Below are 23,627 nucleotides of genomic sequence, written 5' to 3' on the forward strand. Positions count from 1 at the left end.
GCCGACGTGTTTCTTCACATCAGCGCCGTTGAACAAGCGGGCATGAGCTCGGTGAACGAAGGCGACAAGCTCTCCTTCGAGCTCGAAAAGGACCGTAAGTCGGGCAAGATGTCCGCCGGCCAGCTCCAGAAGGCCTAAAGGAAACGAGCCCCGGCCTGACGGCCGGGGCTCCGACCTTGCTATATTCAGGCGCGACGGCAAAGCCCGCGCCCTCTAGTCTGGCGCCATGCCCATCGGCGCCGCCCCAAGCCCCTCCCCGCCCCTAAGCATCACCGGCCTCGCCAAGCGCGTGCCTGGCGGTCGCGTGCTGTTCCAGAACCTGGACCTGCGCCTGCGGGCCGGCGAGATCGTGGCGATCATGGGCGAATCCGGCGTGGGCAAGTCCAGCCTGCTCAATCTGATCGCCGGCCTCGACATGACCGATGTCGGGCAGATCGAGATCGATGGCGCCGACCTCGCCCGCCTCGACGACGACGCCCGCACGGCCCTGCGCCGCGACCGCATCGGCTTCGTTTTTCAGGCCTTCCACATCCTTCCTCACCTGACCCTGGCGCAGAATGTCGCCCTGCCCCTGGTGCTGGCCCGCAAACCCCAGGGCGAGGCGCTCAGCCGGGCCAGGGCGATGCTCGACCAGGTGGGTCTGGCCGGCCGCGGGGAAGATTTTCCCGCCCAGGTCTCAGGCGGCGAACTGCAACGGATCGCGCTGGCCCGCGCCCTGGTTCACCGGCCCGCCCTGCTGCTCGCTGATGAGCCGACCGGCAATCTCGATCCGCAGACCGCCGACAGCGTCCTTTCCCTGTTCTGCGACCAGGCCCGGGCGAGCGGGGCAGCGGCGCTGATCGTCACCCACTCCGAGCGGGCGGCTGCCGCGGCTGATCGAATCCTGGTGCTGACGCCGGCCGGTCTGGCGCCCCATGCCGCGCCTTAGCCTGGCCTTAAGCCCCCTCCTGCTGCGCTGGATGGTGGGGGGCGAATGGCGCGCCCGGCCGGGACGCGTCCTGGTGGCCGTGCTGGCCATCGCCGTCGGCGTCGGGCTGGGCCTCGCCGTCCATCTGGTCAATCGCTCGGCGCTGGACTCCTTCGCCCAGGCGGTCAGCAGCGTCAGCGGCGCCGCCGATGTCCAGATCGAGGCCGCCAGCCCCTCGGGGTTTGACGAGGCCCTCTATCCGCAGGTGGCGCGCACGCCCGGGGTCGCCACCGCGAGCCCGGTGGTGGAACTGGCCGCGACCAGCCCAGGCGGAAGCCTGACCCTGCTGGGTCTTGATCCCTTGCGCGCCTACGCCGTCACCCCCAGCCTGCTGGGTCAGGGGTCTGGCGCCTCGCCGACCACGGGCTCGGACGCCCTGTTCGACCTCGACACCGTGCATCTGTCACCTGCCGCCCTGGCGGCGACGGGGCTTGCGGTCGGCGACCAGATCCCGCTGACCGCCGCGGGCCGCACGGCCGAGTTCCGGATCGTCGGCACCCTGGAAGCCCTCGGAGACAATCGTCCCCTGGCGGTGATCGACATCGCCGCGGCCCAGTGGCGGTTCGGCCAGCTCGGGCGTCTGCAGCGCATCGATGTCCGCCTCGTCCCCGGCGCCGACCGCAGCCAGGTGGAGGCCGCCCTGCGCGCCGGCCTGCCCGACGGCGCCGACCTGGTCACCGCCCAGAGCGAGATGCGCCGCACCGAAAGCCTTTCACGGGCCTATCGGGTCAATCTGCAGATGCTGGCCCTGGTGGCCCTGCTGACCGGCGGCTTCCTGGTCTATTCGGCCCAGTCCCTGTCGGTGGCCCGACGGCGGCCGCAATTCGCCCTGCTGCGGGTGCTCGGCCTGCCGGCCCGCGGCATGCTGGGCCAGGTCCTGATCGAGGGCCTGATCCTGGGCCTGATCGGGTCGGCCCTCGGCGTCGCCTTCGGCTACGGTCTGGCCGAGCTCGCCCTGCGGCTGCTGGGCGGCGACCTCGGCGGCGGCTATTTCGCCGGCGAGCGGCCTCAGCTCTCGGTCGCGCCCGTCGCCACGGTGGTGATCTTCACCCTGGGCTTGGCCATCGCCCTGGCCGGCAGCCTGTGGCCCGCCCTGGAGGCCGAACGCACGCCCGCCGCTGTGGCCTTGAAGGCCGGCTCCGGCGACGCGCCAGACCCTGGCCGGCTGCGTCGCCCCTGGATCAGCCTCGCCCTGCTGGTGGTGGGCATGGCCGCGGCCCTGGCGCCGCCGGTGGGCGGCCTGCCCCTGTTCGGCTATGTCGCCATCGCCCTGATGCTGGCCGGCGGCGCCGGCGCCATGCCCTGGCTCGCCCGCACAGCCCTGCAGCCCCTCCGGCATCTTAAAAGCCCGCCAGCGCCCCTGGCCCTGGCCATCGCGCGGCTGTGGGGAGCGCCGCGGCAGGCGGCTGTGGCCCTCAGCGGCATCGTCGCCAGCACCAGCCTGATGGTCGCCATGGCCGTCATGGTCACCAGCTTCCGCGGCTCGGTGGACGAGTGGCTGACCCAGATCCTGCCGGCGGACATCTATATGCGCATGGCCGAAGGCGCAGCCCTGGACCCGGATCTCCAGGCCCGCCTGGCCACCGCCCCGGAGGTCGCCAGCATCGAGTTCCGCGACAGCTTCAGCCTGCGTCTCGACCCTGAACGGCCCGCCGTTCAGTTGATCGCCCGCGGGAGCCCAGGCGCCGACCCCGCCCACGACCTGCCCCTGGTGGGCCGAACGGCGACGCCGCCAGCCGGCGCGACGCCGACCTGGATTTCGGAACCCATGGCCCAGCTCTACAAGCTGGCGTCCGGAGACCGGCTGGTCCTGCCCCTGAGGGATGGCGCCGAGGTGCAGGTGATCGGGGTCTGGCGAGATTATTCCAATCAGTTCGGCGCCCTGATCGTGGACCAGGCCGCCTATACCCGCCTGACCGGCGAGGTGAACCGCCGCGAGGCGGCCATCGTCCTGGCGGCTGACGCCAACCCGCAACAGGCCATCGCCGCCCTGCGCGAGCGCCTGCCTGCCGATCTGGCCTCCCAGGCCAGTTTCGCCGAACCCCGGGAGCTGCGCGCCGTGGCCCTGCGCATCTTCGACCGCAGCTTCGCCATCACCTACGCGCTCGAGGCCATCGCCATCCTGGTGGGACTGACCGGGGTGGCGGCCACCTTCTCGGCCCAGACCCTGGCGCGGCGCAAGGAGTTCGGGGTGCTGCGCCATCTGGGGGTGCGTCGGGGGCAGATCGTTGGGATGCTGGCGGCCGAAGGCGCCCTGCTGGGGCTGATCGGCGCTGCGGCAGGCCTCGCGCTCGGCGTCGGGATGAGCCAGATCCTGATCCATGTGGTCAATCCACAGTCCTTCAACTGGACCATGGAGACTCGGCTGCCCTGGTCGCTGCTGGCGGGCCTTGGCGCGGCCCTGGCCCTGACCTCGGCCGGCACCGCGGTCCTGGCCGGCCGCGGGGCCCTGTCGGACTCAGCCGTGCGCGCCGTGCGGGAGGACTGGTGATGATCGGACGTCGCGCCCTGGCGGGCCTGATCGGCGCGGGACTCATACTGCCGGCCTCGACCCTGGCGCTGGGTCAGGCGCCGCCCGCCGGTCCGCCGCGCTTTGCGCCGGTACGTCCTGGAAGCCGCCTGCGGTTTCCCGCCGACCATGGGGCGCATCCCGACTTCCGCACCGAGTGGTGGTACGTCACCGGCTGGCTGCGCGCCGGAGCCCAGACCTTGGGCTTCCAGATCACCTTCTTCCGCACCCGCCCGGCCATCGATCAGGCCAATCCCAGCGCGTTTGCGCCGCGGCAGGTCATCTTCGCCCACGCCGCCCTGTCCGATCCCACGGTCGGCCAACTGATCCACGCCCAGAAGATCGCCCGCGCCGGCTTTGGCCTCGCCGAGGCGAAGACCGGCGACCTGGATCTCGTGCTGGACGACTGGCGCATGAGCCGGAACGCCGCCGACGTGCTCCATGCGAGAGCCGGCGATGAGCGCTTCACCCTGGATCTGCAACTCACCCCCAGCCAGCCTGTGCTGCTGCAGGGGGATGCGGGGTTCAGCCGGAAGGGACCCGAGCCCGAGCAGTCGAGCTATTATTACAGCTGGCCGCACCTGAAGGTGGCTGGCGCCCTGACCCGCGAACGCCGGCGCGTGGCCGTCTCCGGCGAGGCCTGGCTGGATCACGAATGGTCCTCCACCCTGCTCGACGCCCGGGCGGTGGGCTGGGACTGGGTGGGCCTGAACCTTGAGGACGGCGGGGCGCTGACCGCCTTCCAGGTCCGCGACGCCGACGGGCGCGCGGTCTGGGCCGGAGGATCCCTGCGCACGGGCGCGGGCGAGGTGTCGATTTTCAAACCGGATGACGTCCGGTTCGTCACCCGCAGCTGGTGGCGCTCGCCCCGCACCGGCGCCCGCTATCCCATCGCTCGCGACATCGAAGTCCGGACGTCCCGCGGCCGTCGCACCTGGCGTCTTGTGCCCCTGTTCGAAGACCAGGAGCTCGACAGCCGCCCCATCGGCCCGGTCTATTGGGAAGGCGCCGTCAGCGGCGACGGGGCGCGGGGCTATCTGGAGCTCACCGGCTATGAGGCGCCGCTGGCGCTCTAGTCTCGGGAACGGCCTTCGCTATAGTTCAGCCAAGGGATGACACAGGGAAGACGACCATGGCCCACTGGCTGCTGAAGTCCGAGCCGGATGCGTTTTCCTGGGACGATCTGGTCGCCTGCGGGGCCAAGGGCGAGCCCTGGACCGGGGTGCGCAACCACACCGCCAAGCGCAATCTGGCGGACATGAAGCTGGGCGACCTCGCCTTCTTCTATCACTCCCAGGCCGGCAAGGAGATCGTCGGAATCTGCGAGGTGATCAAGGAGGCCTATCCCGATCCCACCGACGCGAAGGGCGTCTTCGTCTGCGTCGATGTGAAGGCGGTCGAGCCCCTGCCCCAGCCCTTCACCCTGGCCCAGGCCAAGGCCGATCCGAAGCTCGAGGGGATGTCCCTGGTGACCTCGTTCCGCCTGTCGGTCCAGCCGGTCACCGGTGCGGAATGGAAGCACATCTGCAAGACGGTCGGCCTGAAAGCCTAGACGACCCGAATCTCCGGCGGCCCTTCGACGATCCGCCCGACCACGGCGGCAGCGGTCGCCCCCAGCTCGACGAGCCGCGCCATGACCTGGGGAACCGCCTCTGGCGACAGGGCGATCAGCAGTCCGCCGCTGGTCTGCGGGTCACACAGGATGTCGCGGCGCCAGTCGTCGAAGCCTTCGGGCAGGACCACCGCCTCGCCATAACTCGCCCAGTTGCGCCCCGAGGCGCCCGTCCGCACGCCGGACCTGGCGAGCGCTTCCACCCCGTCCAGCAGGATCGGCGCACCGGCCTGGATTTCCGCCGATACGCCCGCGCCGCGGCACATTTCCAGGGCATGGCCCAGCAGGCCAAAGCCCGTGACGTCGGTGGCGGCATGGACGCCTGCAAAGCCTGCCAGCTCGGCGCCGATGCGGTTGAGCTGGGTGGTCGAGGCGATCAGCGCCGCATAGCCCTCAGGCGCCAAGCGCTCCTGCTTGAAGCCCGCGCTCAGCACGCCGACACCCAGGCCCTTGGTCAGCAGCAGCACGTCGCCGGGCCGGGCCGTGCGGTTCGTCAGCACCTTGTCGGGATGGACCAGGCCCATGGCGACCAGGCCATAGATCGGCTCGACGCTGTCGATGGAGTGGCCGCCGGCCACCGGAATGCCGGCCTCGGCGCAGACCGCGGCCCCACCGGCCAGGATGGCCGAGATCTGGTCGGTCGACAGCTTGCCGATGGGCATGCCGACAATGGCCAGGGCGAAGATCGGCGTCGCCCCCATGGCGTAGACATCGGAGATGGCGTTGGTCGCCGCAATCCGGCCGAAGTCGAACGGGTCATCCACCACCGGCATGAAGAAGTCGGTCGTGGCCACCAGGGCCTGCTGGTCGTTGAGCCGCCAGACGGCCGCATCGTCGGAGGTCTCGGTCCCCACCATCAGGTTGGGGAACAGAGCCGCCTGGGGCACGCCCGCCAGGATGTCGCGCAGCACGGCTGGCGCGAGCTTGCAGCCGCAGCCGCCGCCGTGGGCGAGATCGGTCAGCCGTACCTGCTGGGTCATGGGGCGTTCCTTGTCTTAGGGTCCTGCGGGCCGGTGTATAGCACTCCCGGCGCACGGAGGGACGCAGACCATGGCCGGATATCAGACGACCCAGGCGGTGAGCGCTGCGGACCTGTCGGTCTATGACGCCATCATCGATGTGCGGAGCCCCTCGGAATTCGCCCTCGATCACGTGCCAGGCGCAGAGAACCTGCCCGTCCTGGACGACGCCCAGCGGGCCGAGGTGGGTACGATCTATGTGCAGGAGTCCCGCTTCCTCGCCCGGCGGATCGGCGCGGCCCATGTGGCGCGCAACATCGCCCGGCACCTGGAGACCGCCCTGGCCGACCGGCCGTCGAGCTTTCGGCCGCTGATCTATTGCTGGCGCGGCGGCCAGCGGTCGGACGCCATGGCCACCATCCTGGCGCAGGTCGGCTGGCCGGTGACCCTGCTCCAGGGGGGCTATCGCACCTATCGTCGTTACGTCACCGCCAGGCTCTATGACGAGGAACAGCCGCTGAAGCTGATGCTGCTCGACGGGCACACCGGCTCGGCCAAGACCGAAATCCTCAACACCTTGCCGGAGCTCGGCGTCCAGGTTCTCGACCTGGAGGGGCTGGCCGAACATCGGGGGTCCCTGTTCGGGGCCCTCGCCGGACGTCCTCAACCCAGCCAGAAGATGTTCGAGTCGCGCCTGCTCGGCGCCCTGCACGGCCTGGACCTCGCCCGCCCCATCGTCGTCGAGGCCGAAGCGAGCAAGATCGGCGACCGGATGACCCCGCCCATGCTGTGGCGGGCCATGCAGGCTGCGCCACGGATTGTCCTTGAGGCCAGCCAGGAACACCGCGCCGCCTATCTGGCCAGGACCTATGGCGACATCGCCGCCGATCCCCAGGCCCTGGAGGCGGCCTTCGCCCGGCTGCCCATTCCCCCCAGCCGCGAACGCCTGGAGACCTGGCGCGGCCTGATTGCGGCGGGTGAGTTCGCCGCCCTGGCCCAGGCCCTGATCGGGCTGCACTATGATCCCGCCTATGATCGGGCGGCGCGCAAGGCGGACGCGCCCGTCGCCGCACGCCTCCCCCTCAATCCGCTGGACCCAGACAGCCGCGCGCAGGCGGCCCGTCGAATCAAGGATCTGACGGTCGGGGCCTTTGGCCGCGTCTAAGGGCCGCCTTGCCGCCGTATAGGGAGAGGAACCTCCCGCAGGGCCGTCGATTATAGCCAGGCTGGGAGTGCGGCGCACGGGGCCGACACGGAGGAGAGTAGGTTTGCAGAGTCTGTCCCGCGGCGGCCCCCGGCCCAGCCCGCGCCCTCGGCTCCCGTTCCTTCTCCTCGGCATGGCCAGCTTGTTGATGGCGGGGTGTTCGGGCCAGCCCAGCGAGGCGCAGCTTCGCCCGCCCTCGGAATGGCGCGCCACCCTGGAGGAATCGGCCCGGCATGCAGCCGATCGGACCCGGCGCGCCTCCGAGGAGGTGCTGCGCCGGTCCCCGGCCGTCGCCGCCCCGGCCCTGGCCCAGGCGATCCGCTTTTCCCGCACCGAGGCGCTGAGGCAAACGCCTGAAGCCATGCCTGAAGATATTCGCGCCGCCCTGGCGCCCTATTTCGACGACGAGCTTCTGGAGAAGGCCCAGTGGACCCTGGCCGGCCAGGACCTCGGCCTCGGCTCGCTCCTGGCCCGTTGGTATTATGACGAAGGCGCGATCACCCTGCACGATGTCATCGTGTTCTCCGACGCCAAGGTGGCGCAGAACGTCTGGCTGTGGGCTCATGAACTCGCTCACATGGAACAGTATAGACGCATGGGGCTGGACGGATTCGCCCTGCGCTATGTCACCGACTGGCGCCTTCTCGAAGCCCAGGCCAGCAGCCGCGCCTTCGCCATCACCGCCGATATTCGCGCGCAGCGGGCGGCCAGACCCTCGCCGGTCAAGGCGGTGATGGAAACGGTCGAAGACATGCTCGATCGCTCTGAATCCGACCCCCTGGAACCCCCGCAAGGTCAGGAGGCGGAGGAAGGGTCACCCTCGGCGGAGAATATGGAGAACATCGACCCTGACGCGGAAACCGCGCCGGCCTTGAGCGCTCCTGCCAACCCCTGAGGCCGAGCGCTGTTCTGTGAGCGATTGGCCAAGCAAGGCTTGCCAGGACGCGCCGCATCGCCAAGCTAGGCCCCCAGTCTCAAGGGGGTAAGCCGCATGGCCATGAGTTCCGGATTTCTGGGCGCGATCGAAAAGGTCGGCAACCGCCTGCCCGACCCGGTCGTCATCTTCGTCTGGATGATCGCGGCCCTGTTCGTGGCCAGCATGATCGCAGCGGCCATGGGCGCCTCGGCGGTCAATCCGGCCACCGGCGAGACGCTGAGCGCGATCAGCCTGGCGACCTCGGAAAACCTGCGCCGGCTGTTTGTGGACATGCCGCGCACCCTGACCGGCTTTGCGCCCCTGGGGACCGTGCTCGTGGTCATGCTGGGGGCTGGCGTGGCCGAACGCACGGGGTTCTTCTCGGCCGCCATGCGGGCCAGCGTCTCCAAGGCGCCCAAGGCGCTGCTGACCCCGATCATCATCTTCGTGGCCATCGTCTCCAACCACGCGGCCGATGCGGCCTATGTGGTGCTGGTGCCCCTGGCCGCCATCGTGTTCGCCGCGGCCGGCCGCCATCCGGTCGCCGGGATCGCCGCGAGCTTCGCCGGCGTGTCCGGCGGCTTCTCGGCCAACATCTTCCCTGGCCACCTCGACGCCCTGCTGCTGGGCATCACCGAGCCGGCCGCCCACCTGCTGGACCCGAGCTGGACGGCCAATATCGCCGGCAACTGGTGGTTCATCCTGGCCATGACCTTCGTCTTCACCCCCCTCGGCTGGTGGGTGACCGACAAGATCGTCGAGCCGCGCCTGGGACCCTGGGCGCCGGCCAACCCAGCCGCAGAGGTCACAGAGGAGGACGCCGAGGAGGCCGAAGCCGTCTCGCGCCGCGAGCGCAAGGGGCTGCTCTGGGCGGCTCTAGGCGCCCTGGCGATCATTGGCCTCTGGGCCGCGATGACGCTCGGCCCCGCCGCCCCGTTCATCAACGCCGACGCCGGGCCCGGGGAGCGAATGACGCCCTTCTACAACTCTCTGGTCGCCGGCTTCTTCCTGTTGTTCCTGGTCTGTGGGGTGGCCTATGGGGCGGCCGCCGGCACGGTGAAGAGCCAGGGCGACGTGGTGCGGCTGACGGGCCAGTCCATGGCCGACATGGGTCCCTACATCGTGCTGGCCTTTGTAGCGGCCCACTTCGTGACCCTGTTCAACTGGTCGAACCTGGGCGCGATCACCGCCATCCATGGGGCCGAGGGGCTGCGCGCCTCGGGCCTGCCGACCCCGCTGCTGCTGTCGGGCATGGTGCTGCTGGCGGCCGGCATCAATCTGATGGTCGGGTCGGCCTCGGCCAAGTGGGCGGCGCTCGCGCCGATCCTTGTGCCCATGCTGATGCTGCTGGGGGTCAGCCCGGAGATGAGCACGGCGGCCTACCGCATGGGCGATTCGACCACCAATATCGTCACGCCGCTGATGGTCTATTTCCCGCTGATCCTGGGCTTCGCACAGCGCTACCAGAAGGACTTCGGCGTCGGGTCGCTGATGGCGGTGATGGTCCCCTATTCCGCCGCCTTCCTCGCCGCTGGCCTGATCATGGTGCTGGGCTGGGCGGCGCTCGACCTGCCCCTGGGTCCGGGGGCCACCGTCGACTACCAGCTGCCGACCGCGGCTTCGACCCAGCCCTGAGTCCGCCCGCCGCCGGCCGAGGGTTCAGACGCCATCGGCCGGCGCGGGTCTTTCTGACCCAGACCGGCTGAGCCCCGCGCCCTTCATTTCCATGCAGCGGGCGCCGATATAGGATAGGCGCAAGCCGCGCCCCTCCCGCCTGGACGATCGATGAAGCAGTTCCTGACCACCATGGCCGGCGTGTTCGCCGGACTGATCCTGTTTCTGGTGGGCGTGCCCTTCCTGCTTATCGTGATCGCGGCAGGCGCCACGCGTCCCGCCCCCCTGCCCAGCGACGTCGTGCTGCAGCTCGACCTGCGCACCGCCATGACCGACCAGGACGTGCAGAACCCCCTGTCGGGCTTTGGCCGCCGGTCGAACTCGGTGATGTCGGTGATCGAGACCCTCAAGCGCGCCGAAGACGACCGAAGGGTCAAGGGCCTGATCGTGCGCCTGCCGGAAACCGGCATGGAGCCGGGCGCAGCCGACGAGATCCGCCTGGCGCTGAAGCGCTTCGAGGCCAGCGGCAAGCCGGTGATCGCCCACAGCCAGGGGCTCTATCAGGCCGGCGTCATCACCTCGACCTATATGGTCGGCGCGGCCGCCGGCGAGTTCTGGATGCAGCCCGGCGCCGCCCTCCAGGTCACAGGTCTTGCGGTGGAGGACGTCTTCTTCAAGCGCTTCTTCGACAAGTACGGCGTCGAGCCGGACTATGAGCAGCGCAAGGAGTTCAAGAACGCGGTCAACGGCTATCTCCACAGCGACTATACCGAGGCCCATCGCACCGCCCAACTCTCCTGGATGAACTCCGTCTATGCCAGCACGGTGGGTTTCGCCGCCGCTGACCGGGGGCTGGAGCCGGCCGTGCTCAGGGCGCGACTGGAAGGCGGCCCCTATCCGGCCGCCCGCGCGCTCGAACTTGGCCTGATCGACAAGCTCGGCCAGCTCCACGAGGCGCAGGAGGCGATGCTGGAAACCGCCGGCGAGGACGCCCAGCTGATCGAGCTGAGCGCCTATGCGCGCGGCGCCGGTTCGCATGCGGGCTCCGGCCCAGTGGTGGCGCTGATCGAAGCCGAAGGTCCGATCACCACCGGCCGCAACAGCCTGTCCAATCCCCTGGCCCCGTCGGCCATGATCTATTCCGACGATGTGGCCCAGGCGCTGTATGACGCCGCCGAGGACGACTCGATCCGCGCCGTGGTGATGCGGGTCAATTCGCCAGGCGGATCGGATACCGCCTCCGAACAGATCCTGGCCGGGGTCCGCGCGGTGAAGGCGGCCGGCAAGCCCGTCGTGGTCAGCATGGGAACCTATGGCGCGTCTGGCGGCTACTGGATCGCCTCGGAAGCCTCGGCCATCGTCGCCCAGCCGACGACCCTGACCGGCTCCATCGGCGTCTATGGCGGCAAGCTCGCCCTGGGTCCGGCCCTGTCCGACTTCGGTGTGGACATGCGAGAGCTGGGCGTCGGCGGCGAGTTCGCCGGCGCCTACGGCCTCGGCTCCGGCTTCAGCCCGGCCCAGGCCCAGGCCTTCTCCGCCATGATGGACAATGTCTATGCCGAGTTCATCACCCGCGTGGCCCGCGGCCGCGACCTGTCTCCGGCTCGGGTGGACGAAATCGCCCGCGGCCGGGTGTGGACCGGCGCCCAGGCCGAAGGCCTTGGTCTGGTGGACGAGATCGGCGGACTTTATCAGGCGATCGACCGGGCCAAGCAGTTGGCCGATCTGGAGGGCGACATCCGCCTGCGCCGCATGACGCCCCAAGCCACGCCCTTCCAGGCCCTGGAACAGGCGCTGGGCATGGGCGCGGTGTCGGTGAAGACCCTGGCCGCCGCAGCCTGGGTGTTGGGCGACCCCCGAGCCCAGGGCGTGCTGGACACCCTGGCCGCCGAACGCCTGCATGGTCAGGGTCAGGGCGCCGTCCTGGCGCCGACGCCGGTGCGTTAGGGCAGACGGGCGCGAGGGCTTCGGGTCGAGGCGCTCGCACGGCTGGACAAGGTTTCAATCTGGCGCCGGCATTGGGCTTCAGATGGCGCCGTCGTATCTGCTCCGGCCCTCATCCTGTCCCCCCGGCGCAACCTCAGGCAGCGGCCATGAGGAAGCGCCAAGCGCTGGCCAAGCCGCACACGCTCAGCACAAAACCGCCGGGGACGCGCGGGCACAGGCGCCATGGCCGTACCGGTCAGGGCGGCCAGAGGCGCTGACCCGAACTAGCCTGGCCCTCGAGCCCAAACTCGAGACAAAAAGAAAGGGCGGCGGACCGAAGTCCGCCGCCCCAACTCTTGCTCTCCAGCGGGTCTTAGAACCGCAGGTTCAGACCGACCACGAAGATGCGGCCGAGCGTGTCATAGGCGCTGGGCAGGGTGTTGCCCGAGTTGGCCGAGGTGGTGGCCGCCTCGTTGCCGAGCACCGGCGGTTCCTTCTCGAACACGTTCTGCACCGAGACCGTCAGCTTGGTCACGTCGTTGAACGTGTAGCTCGCCGCCAGATCGAGGTAGCTGTAGGCGTCGATCTCGCGGAAGGCCGCGAAGGTGTTCGGCTGCTGCACCGGCTCGATCTCGACGCTGTCGAGGTAGCGCCACAGGTAGGACAGCTGCAGGTCGCCCATGTTCCAGCTCGTGCGCTGCACGAAACGGAACTTGTGGGTCGGGTTGCCGCACTGGGTGCCGTAGTAGCCCAGGCAATCGACAACCGGGGTCAGGCTGCTCGAGAGGAACTCGTTGGTCAGGTAGTAGTTACCCGTCCAGGAGAAGTTCAGGCTGCCCCAACGCTGGTCCAGACCGAAGGTGTCGAGGTCGAGACCGAAGTTCACGGCTGCTTCGATACCTTCAGCGCGACGGTAGTCCAGGTTGGTGGTGAAGCGCTGGACGCCCGAACCCGGCGAGGCGATGTCGCCGTTCACGCGGACAATGCGGTCGCAGAACTGCTGGATGCCGGCGACATAGCAGGCGTCCAGGGTTTCCTGAGCGGAGAAGGCGTCGATGTAGTCCTTCACCTCGATGTCGTAGTAGTCGATCGAGATGACGGGGCTGCGCAGGGCGGTCAGGAAGCGAGGCTCCCAGACGATGCCGGCGGTGGTCGAGTCGGCCAATTCCGCGTCAGGCAGGTTCTGGAGATCGGTGCCTTCGAAGGTGTTGATCTGGCCCGAGACGATGTCCTGGACCGTGCCCACCTGAGCGGCCGTCATGCCGGTGGCGATACAACGGGCGCGCAGTTCCGCCGAGATGGCGTTGGGGTTGCCCAGCGAGCAGTAGTCGTAGTCGGCGTTACGCAGGTTGGTGACCACCGGCGAAGCGATTTCGCTGACGTTCGGGGCGCGGGCGGCGCGCTGACGCATGACGCGGAAGCGCAGGCCATCGATGGGCTCGTAGTTCGCGCCGATCTTCCAGGTGCTGTAGCTGCCGGTCGGATTGTAGTCCGAGTAGCGGTAGCCGAGCTCGAGGCCGAGGGCGTGGACCAGAGGCTGATCCATGGCGATCGGGACGATCATTTCGCCGAAGAGTTCGTGCGCGTCGAAGCCACCCGAGATCGGCAGCTGGTTGCCGCCGGCGCCGCCGAGGCAGCTGACCGGAGCGAGCTTCCAGCATTCGTCCGGGGTGAAGTTGCCCATTTCTTCGCGGTATTCGAAGCCGAGCGACGCGGCCACGGGGCTGTTGGCCCAGGGGCTTTGCAGCATGGCCAGCTCACCGTTCACAGACGCGTTGAACACGGTCTGCTCGTAGGATTCGGTGATGATGCCGGTGGCGCTGGAATAGGCCGCCATTTCCGGGGTGATCGTGCCGTAGGCGCCGAAGACGTTGATCGGAACGCAGGCGGCGGTGTCGACGCGGCACTGGGTCGTGGACACGGCGTTCAGCGCGTTGCCGAAGTTCGTGGTGTTGGTGTAGCCGGCCGAGACGTTGGTCCGGTCAACCTGACCCTTCTGGAGGTAGACGTTCCAGTTGTAGGTGTCCATCAGCGTGCCGCGCAGGCCGAGGGTGAACTGGAACAGGTTGTTGTCGTAGGTGGTCGAGCGGGCGCCGAGTTCGCCGGTCCGGCGACGGATCACGAGGCTGAGGTCGTCAGCGGCGTCGACGACGCCGTTGCTGTTCAGGTCGCGCCAGCTGGCGGCCGGCAGGGTGCCGGCGGCGTTCGCGGTGTTGGCGGCGTTGATCAGGGTCGACTGCGCCTGAGCGGTGAGGAAGGGGTTGCTCAGCGGCACGAAGAACGAGTTGCCGAAGATGCCCGACGGCGCGACCTGCTGGGTCACGTTGGTCGAGGAGTAGAGGACCCGGCCGTAGGCTTCGATATTGTCGGTCAGCTCGTAATAGCCGATCGCGGTCGCGCCGTAACGCTCCAGCGGGGTCTGATAGTAGTTGTACGGGTTGAAGTTGAACACGCCGCAGTTGGCGCCGAGCGAGCCATCTTCACGGAACTGGAACGCCGCTGCGCCCACGCCGGTGATCTGGGTGCGGGTCGGGACGGTCGTGGTCGAACCACCGGCCGCCACCGAGTTGGGGCCGCCGCAGCCGGCCGGAGCCGGGGTCGGCTGAATGCCGTCGAGATAGTTCTGATAGTTGGCGCCGGAGGCGGTCTCGATGCCGAGGTTGCCGAGCGGGCGGGCGCCGAGCAGGACGCCGTCACGCTTGGAGTAGGTCATCGACATGGCGACGTTGCCGCGGCCGTCGGCCACGTTGGAGCCGAAGGTCAGCGAGGTGGTGACGACTTCGCCGTCGCCGTCGCCGGTCACCTGGTACTTGGTGTCCAGTTCGACGCCTTCGAAGTTCTTCTTCAGCACGAAGTTCACGGCGCCGGAGATGGCGTCCGAACCGTACACGGCCGAGGCGCCGCCGGTGATGACGTCGATGCGCTCAAGGAAGGCGGTCGGGATGACCGACACGTCGACGCGGCCGTCGGTGTTGTAGGGGGTGACCCGCTGGCCGTCGATCAGCACCAGGTTCCGCTGAGCGCCCAGGCCCCGCAGGTTGATGGTGGACACGCCGGCGGTGCCGTTGTTCACCGCGTCGCCGTCCGACGGGACGGAGATCGGCAGGAAGCGGATGATCTTTTCCACTTCGGGCTGCTGCTGCAGGCCGATTTCGGCGGCGCCGACGGTCACGATCGGGCTGGCCGATTCAAGGCCGGGCACCTGAATGCGCGAACCGGTGACAACAAGTTCCTCGACTTCGGCGACCTGCGCGGCGGCCGGCGAAGCAGCCATCACGGCGAACGCCGCGCCACAGATCATCGAGGACGCCAACAGGCGCTCTCGCTTGGATTTGATGTTCAAGGTCAGATCCTCCAGCGGGCCAAACTCGCGTCCCTCGGACGCTCGCAGAGCCGCTCCCCACAAAACAGATTTCCCGCGGATCGAAGATCGACCCCGGTTACGTGTGAGTTACGGAGGTTACCGAAGGGGGGTCAACGGCCATTAACAAGCCGCAATGTTTTCGACCTAGACCTGTCACATTGAGGACACATAGAAGCCATGGCCAAGGCGCTTGGCGATCAATTCATGCCCCGATTGCCGGCAGAGCCCCCCTCCAGACACAGATATCGCGTGCGGTGGTGGTCAATTATGTTCCCGACCCACCCCGTCACCCTGGGACTGACCAGAGCCTTGCTGTTCAAAAAGTAGACCGGGACGATGGGGGCGTCGGCCAGCATGATACGCTCGGCTTCGGACAGATAGCCGGCGCGGATCGCGGCGTCCGGCTCATTGTCGGCCTGCCGCAGCAAGGCGTCATAGGCGGGATTGCTGTAGTCGCCGTAGTTCTGGGCGCCGGCCGAGGTCTGGTTCAGATAGAGAAAGCTCATGGCGTCGTTGTAGTCGGCGACCCATCCGGCGTCGGCGATCTGGAAGTCCCGCGCCCGATAGGCGGCATAGGCGATCTGGACTTCGTTCTGAGCCAGGGAGAGATCGACGCCCACCTCTTTCAGATCAGCCTGAATAGCCGGCATGAACAGGGTCGGGTCGGGTGAATTGCGGTGCTTGATCTCAAGCTTCAGCGGGCGAGCCGGCGTGTAGCCGGCTTCAGCCAGCAGCCGACGCGCCTCGGCCTGGCGTCGCTCCAGCGGCCAGCTGGCCCACTCCGGAAGCGGCGGCGCGACATAGTTGGCCACCCCGGGCGGCACATAGTTGTAGGCCGGCGTCTGGCCGCCGCGCAGCAGCTTGTCGGTGATGAACTCCCGGTCGATGGCCATGCTGATGGCCCGGCGAACGCGAATGTCCTGCAGCGCCTCCACATTGGCGTTGAAGGCCAGGTAGGCCACGCCCAGCCAGGTGTGGGTCTGGACGTAGTCCGGGATCTCCTCGCGCAGGAAGCCGATCCGGTTGGACTGGATATCGAAGTTCAGGTCGAGTTCGCCCCGGCGCACCCGGCGCTCGGCGCTGGCCGCGTCGGTGGTCGGGTAATAGTAGACCTGGTCGATGCAGACGGTGTCGGCCTCGAAGAAGCGCGGGTTCTTGATCAGCTTCACATAGTCGCCCAGGCGCCAGGTCTGGACCATGTAGGGGCCGTTGGAGACGATGTTCTGGGGCTGGACCCAGGCGTCGCCCAGCTTCTCCACCATGTGTTTGGGCACCGGCGACATGGTCTGATGCTTGGCCACCTCCAGAATGTAGGGGGCGGGATGGACCAGACGAATCTCCAGGGTGCGCGAATCGAGGGCCCGCACGCCGAGGGTTTCGGCCGCAGCATCCCCCTCATTGATCGCCTGGGCGCCGGCGATGAAATAGAGCAGCGAGGCGTATTCCGAAGCCGTCTCGGGCCGCAGGATGCGCTGCAGGGAAAAGACGAAGTCGTCAGCGCTCAACGGCTGACCATCCGACCAGACCGCCTCGCGCAGATGGAAGGTCCAGACCAGGCCGTCCTCGCTGGTCTCCCAACGCTCAGCCATGCCCGGCACAGTACCGCCGGCGGCGTCATCCTGCGTCAGGCCCATGAAGGCGTCCGACAGGATGCGGCTTTCCCAGGTGCCCGTGGCCTTATGTGGGTCCAGCGTCGCCGGCTCCGAGCCGTTGCCCATCAGGATGCAGACCTCTCCGGCCGGGCAGCTTGGCCGGGCTGGCGCCTGTGGGGCGCAGGCGGCGATTGCGCCGAGGGACATCGTCATCAGGAGCGCCGCGAGGGCCGGCGAACGTGAGAAGAGATTGCGCCGAACGCGGCGGACCTCTTCAATGAGGCTCAGAAAGATCATGAGGCAACCGATGACAGGTTTTTGGACCGGGGCAAGACTCGGGCTGACGCTGAGCGCTGCGTGCGCGCTCGCGCCGACAGCGATCCTGGCCCAGACGCCCGCGGCCCCGCCAGGCCGCGCAGCGGTCCTCCAGTCGCTGCTGGATTGCCGCAGCCTTGCCGAGGATTCGGCCAGACTGGCCTGCTACGACCAGGCCGCCGGGGTCATGGATCAGGCCGAGGCCAAGGGCGATATCGTCGTGGTCGATCGCGAGCAGGCGCAGAGCGTGCGCCGCCAGGCCTTTGGCTTTTCCCTGCCCTCCCTGGCCGTCTTCGAGCGAGGCCAGGCGCCGGAAGAGATCGACAATGTGACGGGGATCGCCAAGCGCGCCTACCAGGCGGGCGGCAAGTGGGTGATCGAGCTTGAGGACGGGGCGGTCTGGCAGCAGACCGACACCGAAAACGTGGTCCGCCAGCCCCGCCCCGGCACCAAGGTGGAGATCCGCCGGGCGTCGATGGGCAGCTTCTTCATGAACCTGGACGGCCAGCGCGCCGTCCGCGCCCGCCGGGTCGAATAGGCGGGGCGACCGACCCCGCCTACCGGTCCTTGGGATCGATGGCGTCGCGCAGGCCATCGCCGATGAAGTTGAAGCTCATCAGGGTGACCACCATGGTGAGCGAAGGGAAGACCAGCAGCCACCAGGCCAGCTCCATGTCCTGCGCCCCGTTGGCGATCAGGGTGCCGAGCGAGGCCATGGGCGGCTGCACGCCCAGCCCCAGGAACGACAGGAAGCTTTCGGCCAGGATCACCGCCGGAATGGTCAGGGTCACATAGACCACGACCGGGCCCAGCAGGTTCGGGATGATGTGCCTGGCGATGATGCCGCCGTCGCCCAGGCCCGCGGCGCGGGCGGCCTCAACGAATTCCTTGTGCTTCAGCGACAGGGTCTGGCCGCGTACGATCCGCGACATGGTCAGCCATTCCACCGCGCCGATGGCCACGAAGATCAGGATGATGTTCGAGCCGAAGGTGACCATCAGCAGGATGACGAAGAAGATGAAAGGCAGCGAATAGAGCACGTCGACGACGCGCATCATGATCTCGTCGATCCGCCCGCCCAGATAGCCGGCGACGGCCCCCCAGACGACGCCGATGATCAGGGAGACCGAGGTCGCCACCAGACCGATGGCCAGGGAGACCCGCAACCCCGTCAGCAATCTGGCCAGCAGGTCGCGTCCCAGGGAGTCGGCGCCCAGCAGATGGCCCTGGGTCAGGGGCGGCGCCCAGACGTGATCCTTGTTGATCTGGTCATAGGCGAACGGCGTGAAGAACGGCCCGATGACTGCCGCCAGCACCAGAACACCCAGGACGATCATGCCCCCCACAGCGGCCTTGTTGCGCAGAAGGCGGCGCTGGGCGTCATCCCACAGGCTGCGCCCGCGGGCGGCCTTCTCCATGGTTTCGGCGCCCCGGCGCGAGCCGGGCGTCAGGATGGTCCCGGTCATGACAGTCTCACGCGCGGATCGAGAACCGCGTGCAGCAGGTCGGCGATCAGGTTCAAAATCAGGATCAGGGCGGCGTAGAAGATCACCATGCCCATGACCACGGTGTAGTCGCGCTGGAGCGCGCTGATGACGAAGAACTTGCCCAGGCCCGGCAGGTTGAAGATCTTCTCCACCACCAGCGAACCGGTGATCAGACCCGCCGCCGCCGGCCCCAGATAGCTGACCAGGGGCAGGATGGCCGCCCGCAGGGCATGGCGGCGCACGATCCGGTTTTCCGGCAGGCCCTTGGCCCGCGCCGTGCGGATGTAGTTGGAGCGCAGCACCTCGACCATGCCGGCCCGGGTCAGGCGCGAGATGATCGCCACCTGCGGCAGGGTGAGGACCACGATCGGCAGAATCAGGTTGGGCAACGCCCCGCCATTCCATCCGGCGCTGGGCAGCCAGCCGAGCTTGGACGCGATCACCAGCACCAGCACGGGCGCGGTGACGAAGGTGGGTATGCAGACCCCCAGAATGGCGACGGTCATCACCACATAGTCCGTCGTCTGGTTCTGTCGCAGCGCGGCCAGCACCCCCAGACTGACGCCGATGATCGTGGCCAGGATGATGGAGGACAGGCCAAGCGTCAGGCTGACGCGATAATTCTCCTGCAGGATCTGCAGGACGGTCTTGTCCTTGTATTTCAGGGACGGCCCGAGATCGCCCTGCACCACGCCGGCCAGATAGGCGCCGTACTGTTCGTGGAGCGGCCGGTCCATGCCGTACTTGGCCATGACATTGGCCTCGATCTCCGGGGAGAGCTTGCGGTCGCCGTCGAAGGGGCTGCCTGGGGCGGCGCGCATCATGAAGAAGGCGACCGTGACCACCAGGAAAAGCGTCGGGATCGCGATGAGAAGGCGTCGGCCTATGAAACGCAACATGAGGGCTGGGCTGGTCTTTCGCTGACGCCGCGGGCTCGCGCCGGGCGTTGCGAAACTTCCATCGCGCCCCGATGATGTCAAACAAAGCCGGAAGAGCGCTGTTTACGTCAGGAGCCCATGACACCGTTTCGCCAGGTCACCGACCAGTTTTCCACCAGCCCGCAGATTTCCGAGGCCGACGTGGCCGAAGCCGCGGCGCAGGGCTTCGTGCTGATCATCAACAATCGGCCGGACGGCGAAGATCCAGCCCAGCCTCCCGGCGCCGCGATCGAGGCCGCCGCGCACGCCGCTGGCCTGGACTATGTGGCGATCCCCGTTCGGGGCGGACCGACCCACGAACAGGTGGCCGCCGTGCGCGAGGCGATCGATCAGGCCGATGGCCCGGTGCTGGCCTATTGTCGATCGGGCACGCGCTCCATCGTCACCTGGGCCCTTGGCCAGGCGCAGGCCGGGACGATGGAGCCCGACCAGCTCGTCACCCTGGGCGCGGCCGCGGGTTACGACCTGTCTGGTCTTGTCGGTTGAGCTTCAGGCCATTGGGCCAGGCTGACCCGCGCCGTCATCGCCGACGGCTCGGCTTCGCAGCTGGCCAGGGCCAGGGTGAGTTGCGCCGCCATGAGACAGAGAAGGGCGAAGGCTGCACGCTGGAGCCGTTTTGAGACATATATGGCCGTATCCGCGATCATGTTCGTCACCTCTTCCGCCACTTGGAAGAGGACACCGCAACAAGGGCGCCGCCTTTAGCCCGCCTCTTGGAGTTCGCCGCCGATGATCCCCTATGTCCGAGACATCAAGTTCGAGTACGGCGTCTGTGACCAGGTCTCGCCGCTGATCCGGCGGGTCATCGCCCGCAATCCGGGGCCGTTCACCTTCACCGGCACCGGCACCTATATCGTCGGCCGCGGCCAGGTCGCCATCATCGATCCAGGCCCCGATCTGCCTGAGCATCTGGACGCCATCCTGGCGGCCCTGGAGCCGGGAGAGCAGGTCTCCCACATCCTGGTCACCCACCATCACAGCGACCATTCGCCCCTGGCCGGCCCCCTGAAGGCCAGGACCGGCGCGCCGATCTATGGCTGCGCCGTGGGGATTCAGGCTGAAGAATCAACTATCCGCACCGAGGCCGGCGCCGACTTCGGCTTTTCGCCCGACATCAGCCTGTGCGGCGGCGGGCAGGTGATCGAAGGCGCCGGCTGGACCCTCGAGGCGGTCGCCACGCCGGGCCACACCTCCAACCACATCTGCTTTGGCCTGAAGGAGGAGAACGCCCTGTTCTCCGGCGACCACATCATGGGCTGGTCGACCACGGTGATCACCCCGCCAGACGGCGACATGACCGACTATATGGAGAGCCTGGAGCAGGTGAAGGCCCGCGGCTACGACGTGCTCTGGCCCACCCACGGCCCGCCGATCCGCGACGTCACGCCATTCATCGAGGCCTATGCCGCCCACCGCCGGGCGCGCGAAGCCCAGGTGCTGGCCGCGGTGAACGACGGCCATGGCAAGATCGTCGAGATGGTGCCGGTGCTCTATGCCGACGTCGATCCGCGCCTGCATCCCGCCGCCGCCCGCTCGGTGCTGGGCCACATGATCGACCTGGTCCGCCGCGGCAAGGTGGTCACCGACGGGGCGCCAGGCATCGACAGCCTCTATCGCCCCGCCGGTTGAGTTGAGAACCTAGACGGCCAGACCGCCGGTGGCGGCCAGGACCGCCAGGGTCACGCCGCTGATCAGCACCGCCAGCAGGGCTGGCCCCCAATAGCGGCGGAAACCGCCGACCGCAGCGACGACGATCGCCAGAACGCTGGCCAGCGCGCCGACCATGGCGACCTGAGGAACCCAGGCCAGGGCCAGCTGGGCGGCCACGCCGTTCACCAGGCCATAGCTCCAGCCATAGGTCCCCATGGCGAACAGGGCGGCCGGGGTGACCGCCAGGGCCAGGGCGAGCGCCATATAGAGCCCAGCCAACGGCGAGGCCTTGCGGCGGGGCTCCTGGCCCCTGGGCATGATCAGCGGCTGGTCGGCCGCCGTCAGCGGCGTCGACGCCGCCGTCTCGGCCGTGGGCTCAAAGGTCAGGGGTTCGAGGACGGGCTGCGGCGCCCGGCCCTCATCGGGAAAAGGGCCGAGGGCGTCCGCCGAGGCCTCCTTCGCTTCAGCCTGATCGGCTTGAAGGGCCGACAGCCCCTCTCCGGCCCCGATGACGGTGAGCCCCTCTGGCCTCGGCCCGCTCGAGATGACCCCCGCCGCTGGCGTCCAGGCCGCCGATGATGGCGCGTCTTCCTGTGCAGGTTCGGGGGCGTAGAGCTTGGGCGAGGACGCCAGCAGCGGGGCGGCCGGCGCAGGCTCCGCGGTCGGCAGGCGATAGTCGGCCATGCGCTCGCGGATCAGCTTCTTGTCGATCTTGCCCGTCGCGCCCAGCGGGATGTCGTCCACGAAGACCACGTCATCGGGCATCCACCACTTGGCGATCCGGCCCTCCAGGAAGTCGAGGAACTCCTGCTTTGTGGACTCCTGCCCCTGGCGCAGCTTCACCAGCAGCAAGGGGCGTTCGTCCCACTTGGGATGCTCCACGCCGATCACGGCGGCGAGCTCGGCCTTGGGATGGCCGGCGGCCAGATTCTCGATCTCGATGGAGCTGATCCACTCGCCGCCGGACTTGATCACGTCCTTGGCCCGGTCGGTGATCTGCATGAAGCCATGCTCATCGATGGTGGCCACGTCGCCGGTGTCGAAGAAGCCCTCGGCGTCCAGCAGCCGGCCGCCCTCGGCCTTGAAATACTCACCGACCACGAAGGGCCCTTTGACCTTCAGCCGGCCAAAGGTGGTGGCGTCATGGGGCAGGCGTTGCTCCTCATCGTCCACCAGCTTCATCTCGATGCCCAGCGGCGGGCGGCCCTGCTTGAGCTTGAAGCGGAGCTGCGCCTCCTCGTCCATGGCGGCGATCTTGTGGTTCGGCGTGGCCTGGGTGCCGAGCGGCGAGGTTTCGGTCATGCCCCAGGCGTGGGTCACATCGACGCCGAACTCATCGCGGAAGCCCCGCACGATGGCCTCGGGCACGGCCGAGCCGCCGATGACCACGCGCTTGAGGCTGGTGAGCTTGCCGTCGGTGTCGCGCAGATGCTGCAGCAGCATCTGCCAGACGGTGGGCACGGCGGCCGAGAAGTTGACCTGTTCGCTCTCCAGCAGCTCGTGCACCGAGGCGCCGTCGAGCTTCGGCCCCGGCATGACCAGCTTGGCCCCCACGGCCGGCGCCGAGAAGGCGATGCCCCAGGCGTTGGCGTGGAACATGGGCACCACCGGCAGGATGGAGTCCGCAGCCCCAACCCCCAGCACGTCCGAGCCCATGGTGGTCAGGGTGTGGAGGAAGTTCGAGCGGTGCGAATAGAGCACGCCCTTGGGATTGCCCGTGGTCCCGGAGGTGTAGCAGAGGCCCGCGGCGGTGTTCTCGTCGAAGCCGCCCCAGGCGCAGTCGGGCGAGCTTTCGGCCACCAGGGCCTCGAAGCACAGGGCGCCCTCGATGGGGCAGTCGGCCATGTGCGCCTCGTCGGTCATGACGATGATCTTCTCGACCGTCGGCAGCTTGTCCTTCAAGGCCGCCAGGATCGGCAGGAAGGTCAGGTCGGTGAAGATGACCCGGTCTTCGGCGTGGTTGATGATGTAGGCGAGCTGTTCAGGGAACAGCCGCGGATTGAGGGTGTGGCAGACCATGCCCACCCCCATGATCCCGTACCAGGCCTCCAGGTGCCGCGCGGTGTTCCAGGCCAGCGTCGCGATGCGGTCGCCAGGCTTCATGCCCAGGTTCAGCAGCGCGTTGGACAGCCGCTTGGCCCGCTCGTGGACCTCGGCATAGGTGGTGCGGACAATCGGCCCTTCGACGCTGCGCGAGACGATCTCGCGGTCCCCGTGCCAGGCCTTGGCGTGGTCGAGGATCTTGTCGACCGTCAGCGGCCAGTCCTGCATCAAGCCGAGCATGCGTCGCCTCCCTATAGATTATCGGTGTTTGGTTGGGGCCTAAGCTAGATTTGCCGGACGTCCAAGGCAACGGCAGTCGCCCCTCAGGGGCGCAAAGGGAATGACCTGCCCTTTGGAGGGTGACAGAGGTGGCGCCTTGGGTTAAATCAGCCCCATCATGTCTCCGAACGCCGCCACCTATCTCTTTTGGTATTTTGGCTATCCGACGCCCCTGGCGACGGACGGAGTTCTGCTGACGTGACCCAGACGTAAGACGAACCCCACCGCCGCCGCCGATCCGGCGGCTTTTTT

Annotated in this window: 18 protein-coding genes; 12 read left to right on the forward strand and 6 right to left on the reverse strand. The window is 68.2% G+C overall.

What is annotated here, in order from left to right:
• The 5 genes from Q8L83_RS00555 to Q8L83_RS00575 all read left to right on the forward strand — a co-directional run.
• On the forward strand, window positions 1-138 hold a 138-nt coding region (locus Q8L83_RS00555), incomplete at its 5' end, for a cold-shock protein (protein WP_300579423.1).
• Window positions 139-304: 166 nt separating this feature from the next.
• Complete coding sequence (locus Q8L83_RS00560; RefSeq protein ID WP_305284163.1) at window positions 305-928, forward strand: ABC transporter ATP-binding protein; 624 nt, start codon at window positions 305-307, stop codon at window positions 926-928.
• A complete protein-coding gene (locus Q8L83_RS00565; protein WP_305284164.1) occupies window positions 915-3,458 on the forward strand; it encodes an ABC transporter permease in 2,544 nt (847 codons plus the stop codon). The genes Q8L83_RS00560 and Q8L83_RS00565 overlap by 14 nt, the downstream gene beginning before the upstream one ends.
• Complete coding sequence (locus tag Q8L83_RS00570; RefSeq protein ID WP_305284165.1) at window positions 3,458-4,552, forward strand: lipocalin-like domain-containing protein; 1,095 nt, start codon at window positions 3,458-3,460, stop codon at window positions 4,550-4,552. Before Q8L83_RS00565 ends, Q8L83_RS00570 begins: the two co-directional genes overlap by 1 nt.
• A 56-nt stretch (window positions 4,553-4,608) precedes the next feature.
• Complete coding sequence (locus Q8L83_RS00575; RefSeq protein ID WP_305284166.1) at window positions 4,609-5,028, forward strand: EVE domain-containing protein; 420 nt, start codon at window positions 4,609-4,611, stop codon at window positions 5,026-5,028.
• On the opposite strand, the gene selD is transcribed toward Q8L83_RS00575, so the two are convergent.
• Window positions 5,025-6,068 carry a selenide, water dikinase SelD gene (selD, locus tag Q8L83_RS00580; protein WP_305284167.1) on the reverse strand — a complete coding sequence of 348 codons (1,044 nt, stop codon included), beginning with the start codon at window positions 6,066-6,068 and terminating at the stop codon, window positions 5,025-5,027. The genes Q8L83_RS00575 and selD overlap by 4 nt on opposite strands.
• Window positions 6,069-6,138: 70 nt before the next feature.
• Here selD and mnmH point away from each other — a divergent pair, with 70 nt between their 5' ends.
• The 4 genes from mnmH (at window position 6,139) to Q8L83_RS00600 (ending at window position 11,728) form a co-directional block, all read left to right on the forward strand.
• A complete protein-coding gene (gene mnmH / locus Q8L83_RS00585; RefSeq protein ID WP_305284168.1) occupies window positions 6,139-7,212 on the forward strand; it encodes a tRNA 2-selenouridine(34) synthase MnmH in 1,074 nt (357 codons plus the stop codon).
• A gap of 187 nt (window positions 7,213-7,399) precedes the next feature.
• On the forward strand, window positions 7,400-8,146 hold the full coding sequence (locus Q8L83_RS00590; RefSeq protein ID WP_305284169.1) for a DUF4157 domain-containing protein: 747 nt from the start codon (window positions 7,400-7,402) through the stop codon (window positions 8,144-8,146).
• Between the two features lie 96 nt (window positions 8,147-8,242).
• Window positions 8,243-9,802, forward strand: coding sequence for an AbgT family transporter (locus Q8L83_RS00595; protein ID WP_305284170.1), 1,560 nt, complete (start codon window positions 8,243-8,245; stop codon window positions 9,800-9,802).
• 150 nt (window positions 9,803-9,952) lie between these two features.
• The gene (locus tag Q8L83_RS00600; protein WP_305284171.1) at window positions 9,953-11,728 is read left to right on the forward strand and encodes a S49 family peptidase; all 1,776 of its coding nucleotides are present in this window, start codon (window positions 9,953-9,955) and stop codon (window positions 11,726-11,728) included.
• Window positions 11,729-12,080: 352 nt separating this feature from the next.
• On the opposite strand, the gene Q8L83_RS00605 is transcribed toward Q8L83_RS00600, so the two are convergent.
• Both Q8L83_RS00605 and Q8L83_RS00610 read right to left on the reverse strand, forming a co-directional pair.
• Complete coding sequence (locus Q8L83_RS00605) at window positions 12,081-15,050, reverse strand: TonB-dependent receptor domain-containing protein (protein WP_305284172.1); 2,970 nt, start codon at window positions 15,048-15,050, stop codon at window positions 12,081-12,083.
• A 218-nt stretch (window positions 15,051-15,268) separates the two neighbouring features.
• Window positions 15,269-16,876, reverse strand: coding sequence for a peptide ABC transporter substrate-binding protein (locus tag Q8L83_RS00610; protein WP_305284173.1), 1,608 nt, complete (start codon window positions 16,874-16,876; stop codon window positions 15,269-15,271).
• Between the two features lie 94 nt (window positions 16,877-16,970).
• Here Q8L83_RS00610 and Q8L83_RS00615 point away from each other — a divergent pair, with 94 nt between their 5' ends.
• A complete protein-coding gene (locus Q8L83_RS00615; protein WP_305284174.1) occupies window positions 16,971-17,516 on the forward strand; it encodes a hypothetical protein in 546 nt (181 codons plus the stop codon).
• A gap of 19 nt (window positions 17,517-17,535) precedes the next feature.
• Here the strand turns inward: Q8L83_RS00615 and Q8L83_RS00620 are convergent, their stop codons facing one another.
• Both Q8L83_RS00620 and oppB read right to left on the reverse strand, forming a co-directional pair.
• Window positions 17,536-18,444, reverse strand: a complete 909-nt coding sequence (locus Q8L83_RS00620; protein WP_305284175.1) for an ABC transporter permease — start codon at window positions 18,442-18,444, stop codon at window positions 17,536-17,538.
• Window positions 18,441-19,364: an oligopeptide ABC transporter permease OppB gene (gene oppB, locus Q8L83_RS00625; RefSeq protein ID WP_305284176.1), complete on the reverse strand. Its 924-nt coding sequence runs from the start codon at window positions 19,362-19,364 to the stop codon at window positions 18,441-18,443. Before oppB ends, Q8L83_RS00620 begins: the two co-directional genes overlap by 4 nt.
• 117 nt (window positions 19,365-19,481) lie before the next feature.
• Here oppB and Q8L83_RS00630 point away from each other — a divergent pair, with 117 nt between their 5' ends.
• Together Q8L83_RS00630 and Q8L83_RS00640 are read left to right on the forward strand one after the other, a co-directional pair.
• On the forward strand, window positions 19,482-19,889 hold the full coding sequence (locus Q8L83_RS00630; protein WP_305284177.1) for a TIGR01244 family sulfur transferase: 408 nt from the start codon (window positions 19,482-19,484) through the stop codon (window positions 19,887-19,889).
• Between the two features lie 243 nt (window positions 19,890-20,132).
• A complete protein-coding gene (locus tag Q8L83_RS00640; RefSeq protein ID WP_305284179.1) occupies window positions 20,133-21,032 on the forward strand; it encodes an MBL fold metallo-hydrolase in 900 nt (299 codons plus the stop codon).
• A 9-nt stretch (window positions 21,033-21,041) separates the two neighbouring features.
• On the opposite strand, the gene Q8L83_RS00645 is transcribed toward Q8L83_RS00640, so the two are convergent.
• Window positions 21,042-23,336: a long-chain-fatty-acid--CoA ligase gene (locus Q8L83_RS00645; RefSeq protein ID WP_305284180.1), complete on the reverse strand. Its 2,295-nt coding sequence runs from the start codon at window positions 23,334-23,336 to the stop codon at window positions 21,042-21,044.
• Window positions 23,337-23,627 lie beyond the last annotated feature (291 nt).

The organism is Phenylobacterium sp. (genome assembly GCF_030680185.1).
Classification (GTDB): domain Bacteria; phylum Pseudomonadota; class Alphaproteobacteria; order Caulobacterales; family Caulobacteraceae; genus Phenylobacterium.

Excerpts from the sequence above, each read along its gene's own strand:
- Q8L83_RS00610 (WP_305284173.1), bottom strand. The coding sequence starts at position 16,876 with ATGACGATGTCCCTCGGCGCAATCGCCGCCTGCGCCCCACAGGCGCCA.
- Q8L83_RS00615 (WP_305284174.1), top strand. The coding sequence starts at position 16,971 with ATGACAGGTTTTTGGACCGGGGCAAGACTCGGGCTGACGCTGAGCGCT.
- Q8L83_RS00590 (WP_305284169.1), top strand. The coding sequence starts at position 7,400 with ATGGCGGGGTGTTCGGGCCAGCCCAGCGAGGCGCAGCTTCGCCCGCCC.
- mnmH (WP_305284168.1), top strand. The coding sequence starts at position 6,139 with ATGGCCGGATATCAGACGACCCAGGCGGTGAGCGCTGCGGACCTGTCG.
- oppB (WP_305284176.1), bottom strand. The coding sequence starts at position 19,364 with ATGTTGCGTTTCATAGGCCGACGCCTTCTCATCGCGATCCCGACGCTT.
- Q8L83_RS00570 (WP_305284165.1), top strand. The coding sequence starts at position 3,458 with ATGATCGGACGTCGCGCCCTGGCGGGCCTGATCGGCGCGGGACTCATA.
- Q8L83_RS00630 (WP_305284177.1), top strand. The coding sequence starts at position 19,482 with ATGACACCGTTTCGCCAGGTCACCGACCAGTTTTCCACCAGCCCGCAG.
- Q8L83_RS00575 (WP_305284166.1), top strand. The coding sequence starts at position 4,609 with ATGGCCCACTGGCTGCTGAAGTCCGAGCCGGATGCGTTTTCCTGGGAC.
- Q8L83_RS00645 (WP_305284180.1), bottom strand. The coding sequence starts at position 23,336 with ATGCTCGGCTTGATGCAGGACTGGCCGCTGACGGTCGACAAGATCCTC.
- Q8L83_RS00600 (WP_305284171.1), top strand. The coding sequence starts at position 9,953 with ATGAAGCAGTTCCTGACCACCATGGCCGGCGTGTTCGCCGGACTGATC.
- Q8L83_RS00565 (WP_305284164.1), top strand. The coding sequence starts at position 915 with ATGCCGCGCCTTAGCCTGGCCTTAAGCCCCCTCCTGCTGCGCTGGATG.
- Q8L83_RS00640 (WP_305284179.1), top strand. The coding sequence starts at position 20,133 with ATGATCCCCTATGTCCGAGACATCAAGTTCGAGTACGGCGTCTGTGAC.
- selD (WP_305284167.1), bottom strand. The coding sequence starts at position 6,068 with ATGACCCAGCAGGTACGGCTGACCGATCTCGCCCACGGCGGCGGCTGC.
- Q8L83_RS00620 (WP_305284175.1), bottom strand. The coding sequence starts at position 18,444 with ATGACCGGGACCATCCTGACGCCCGGCTCGCGCCGGGGCGCCGAAACC.
- Q8L83_RS00595 (WP_305284170.1), top strand. The coding sequence starts at position 8,243 with ATGGCCATGAGTTCCGGATTTCTGGGCGCGATCGAAAAGGTCGGCAAC.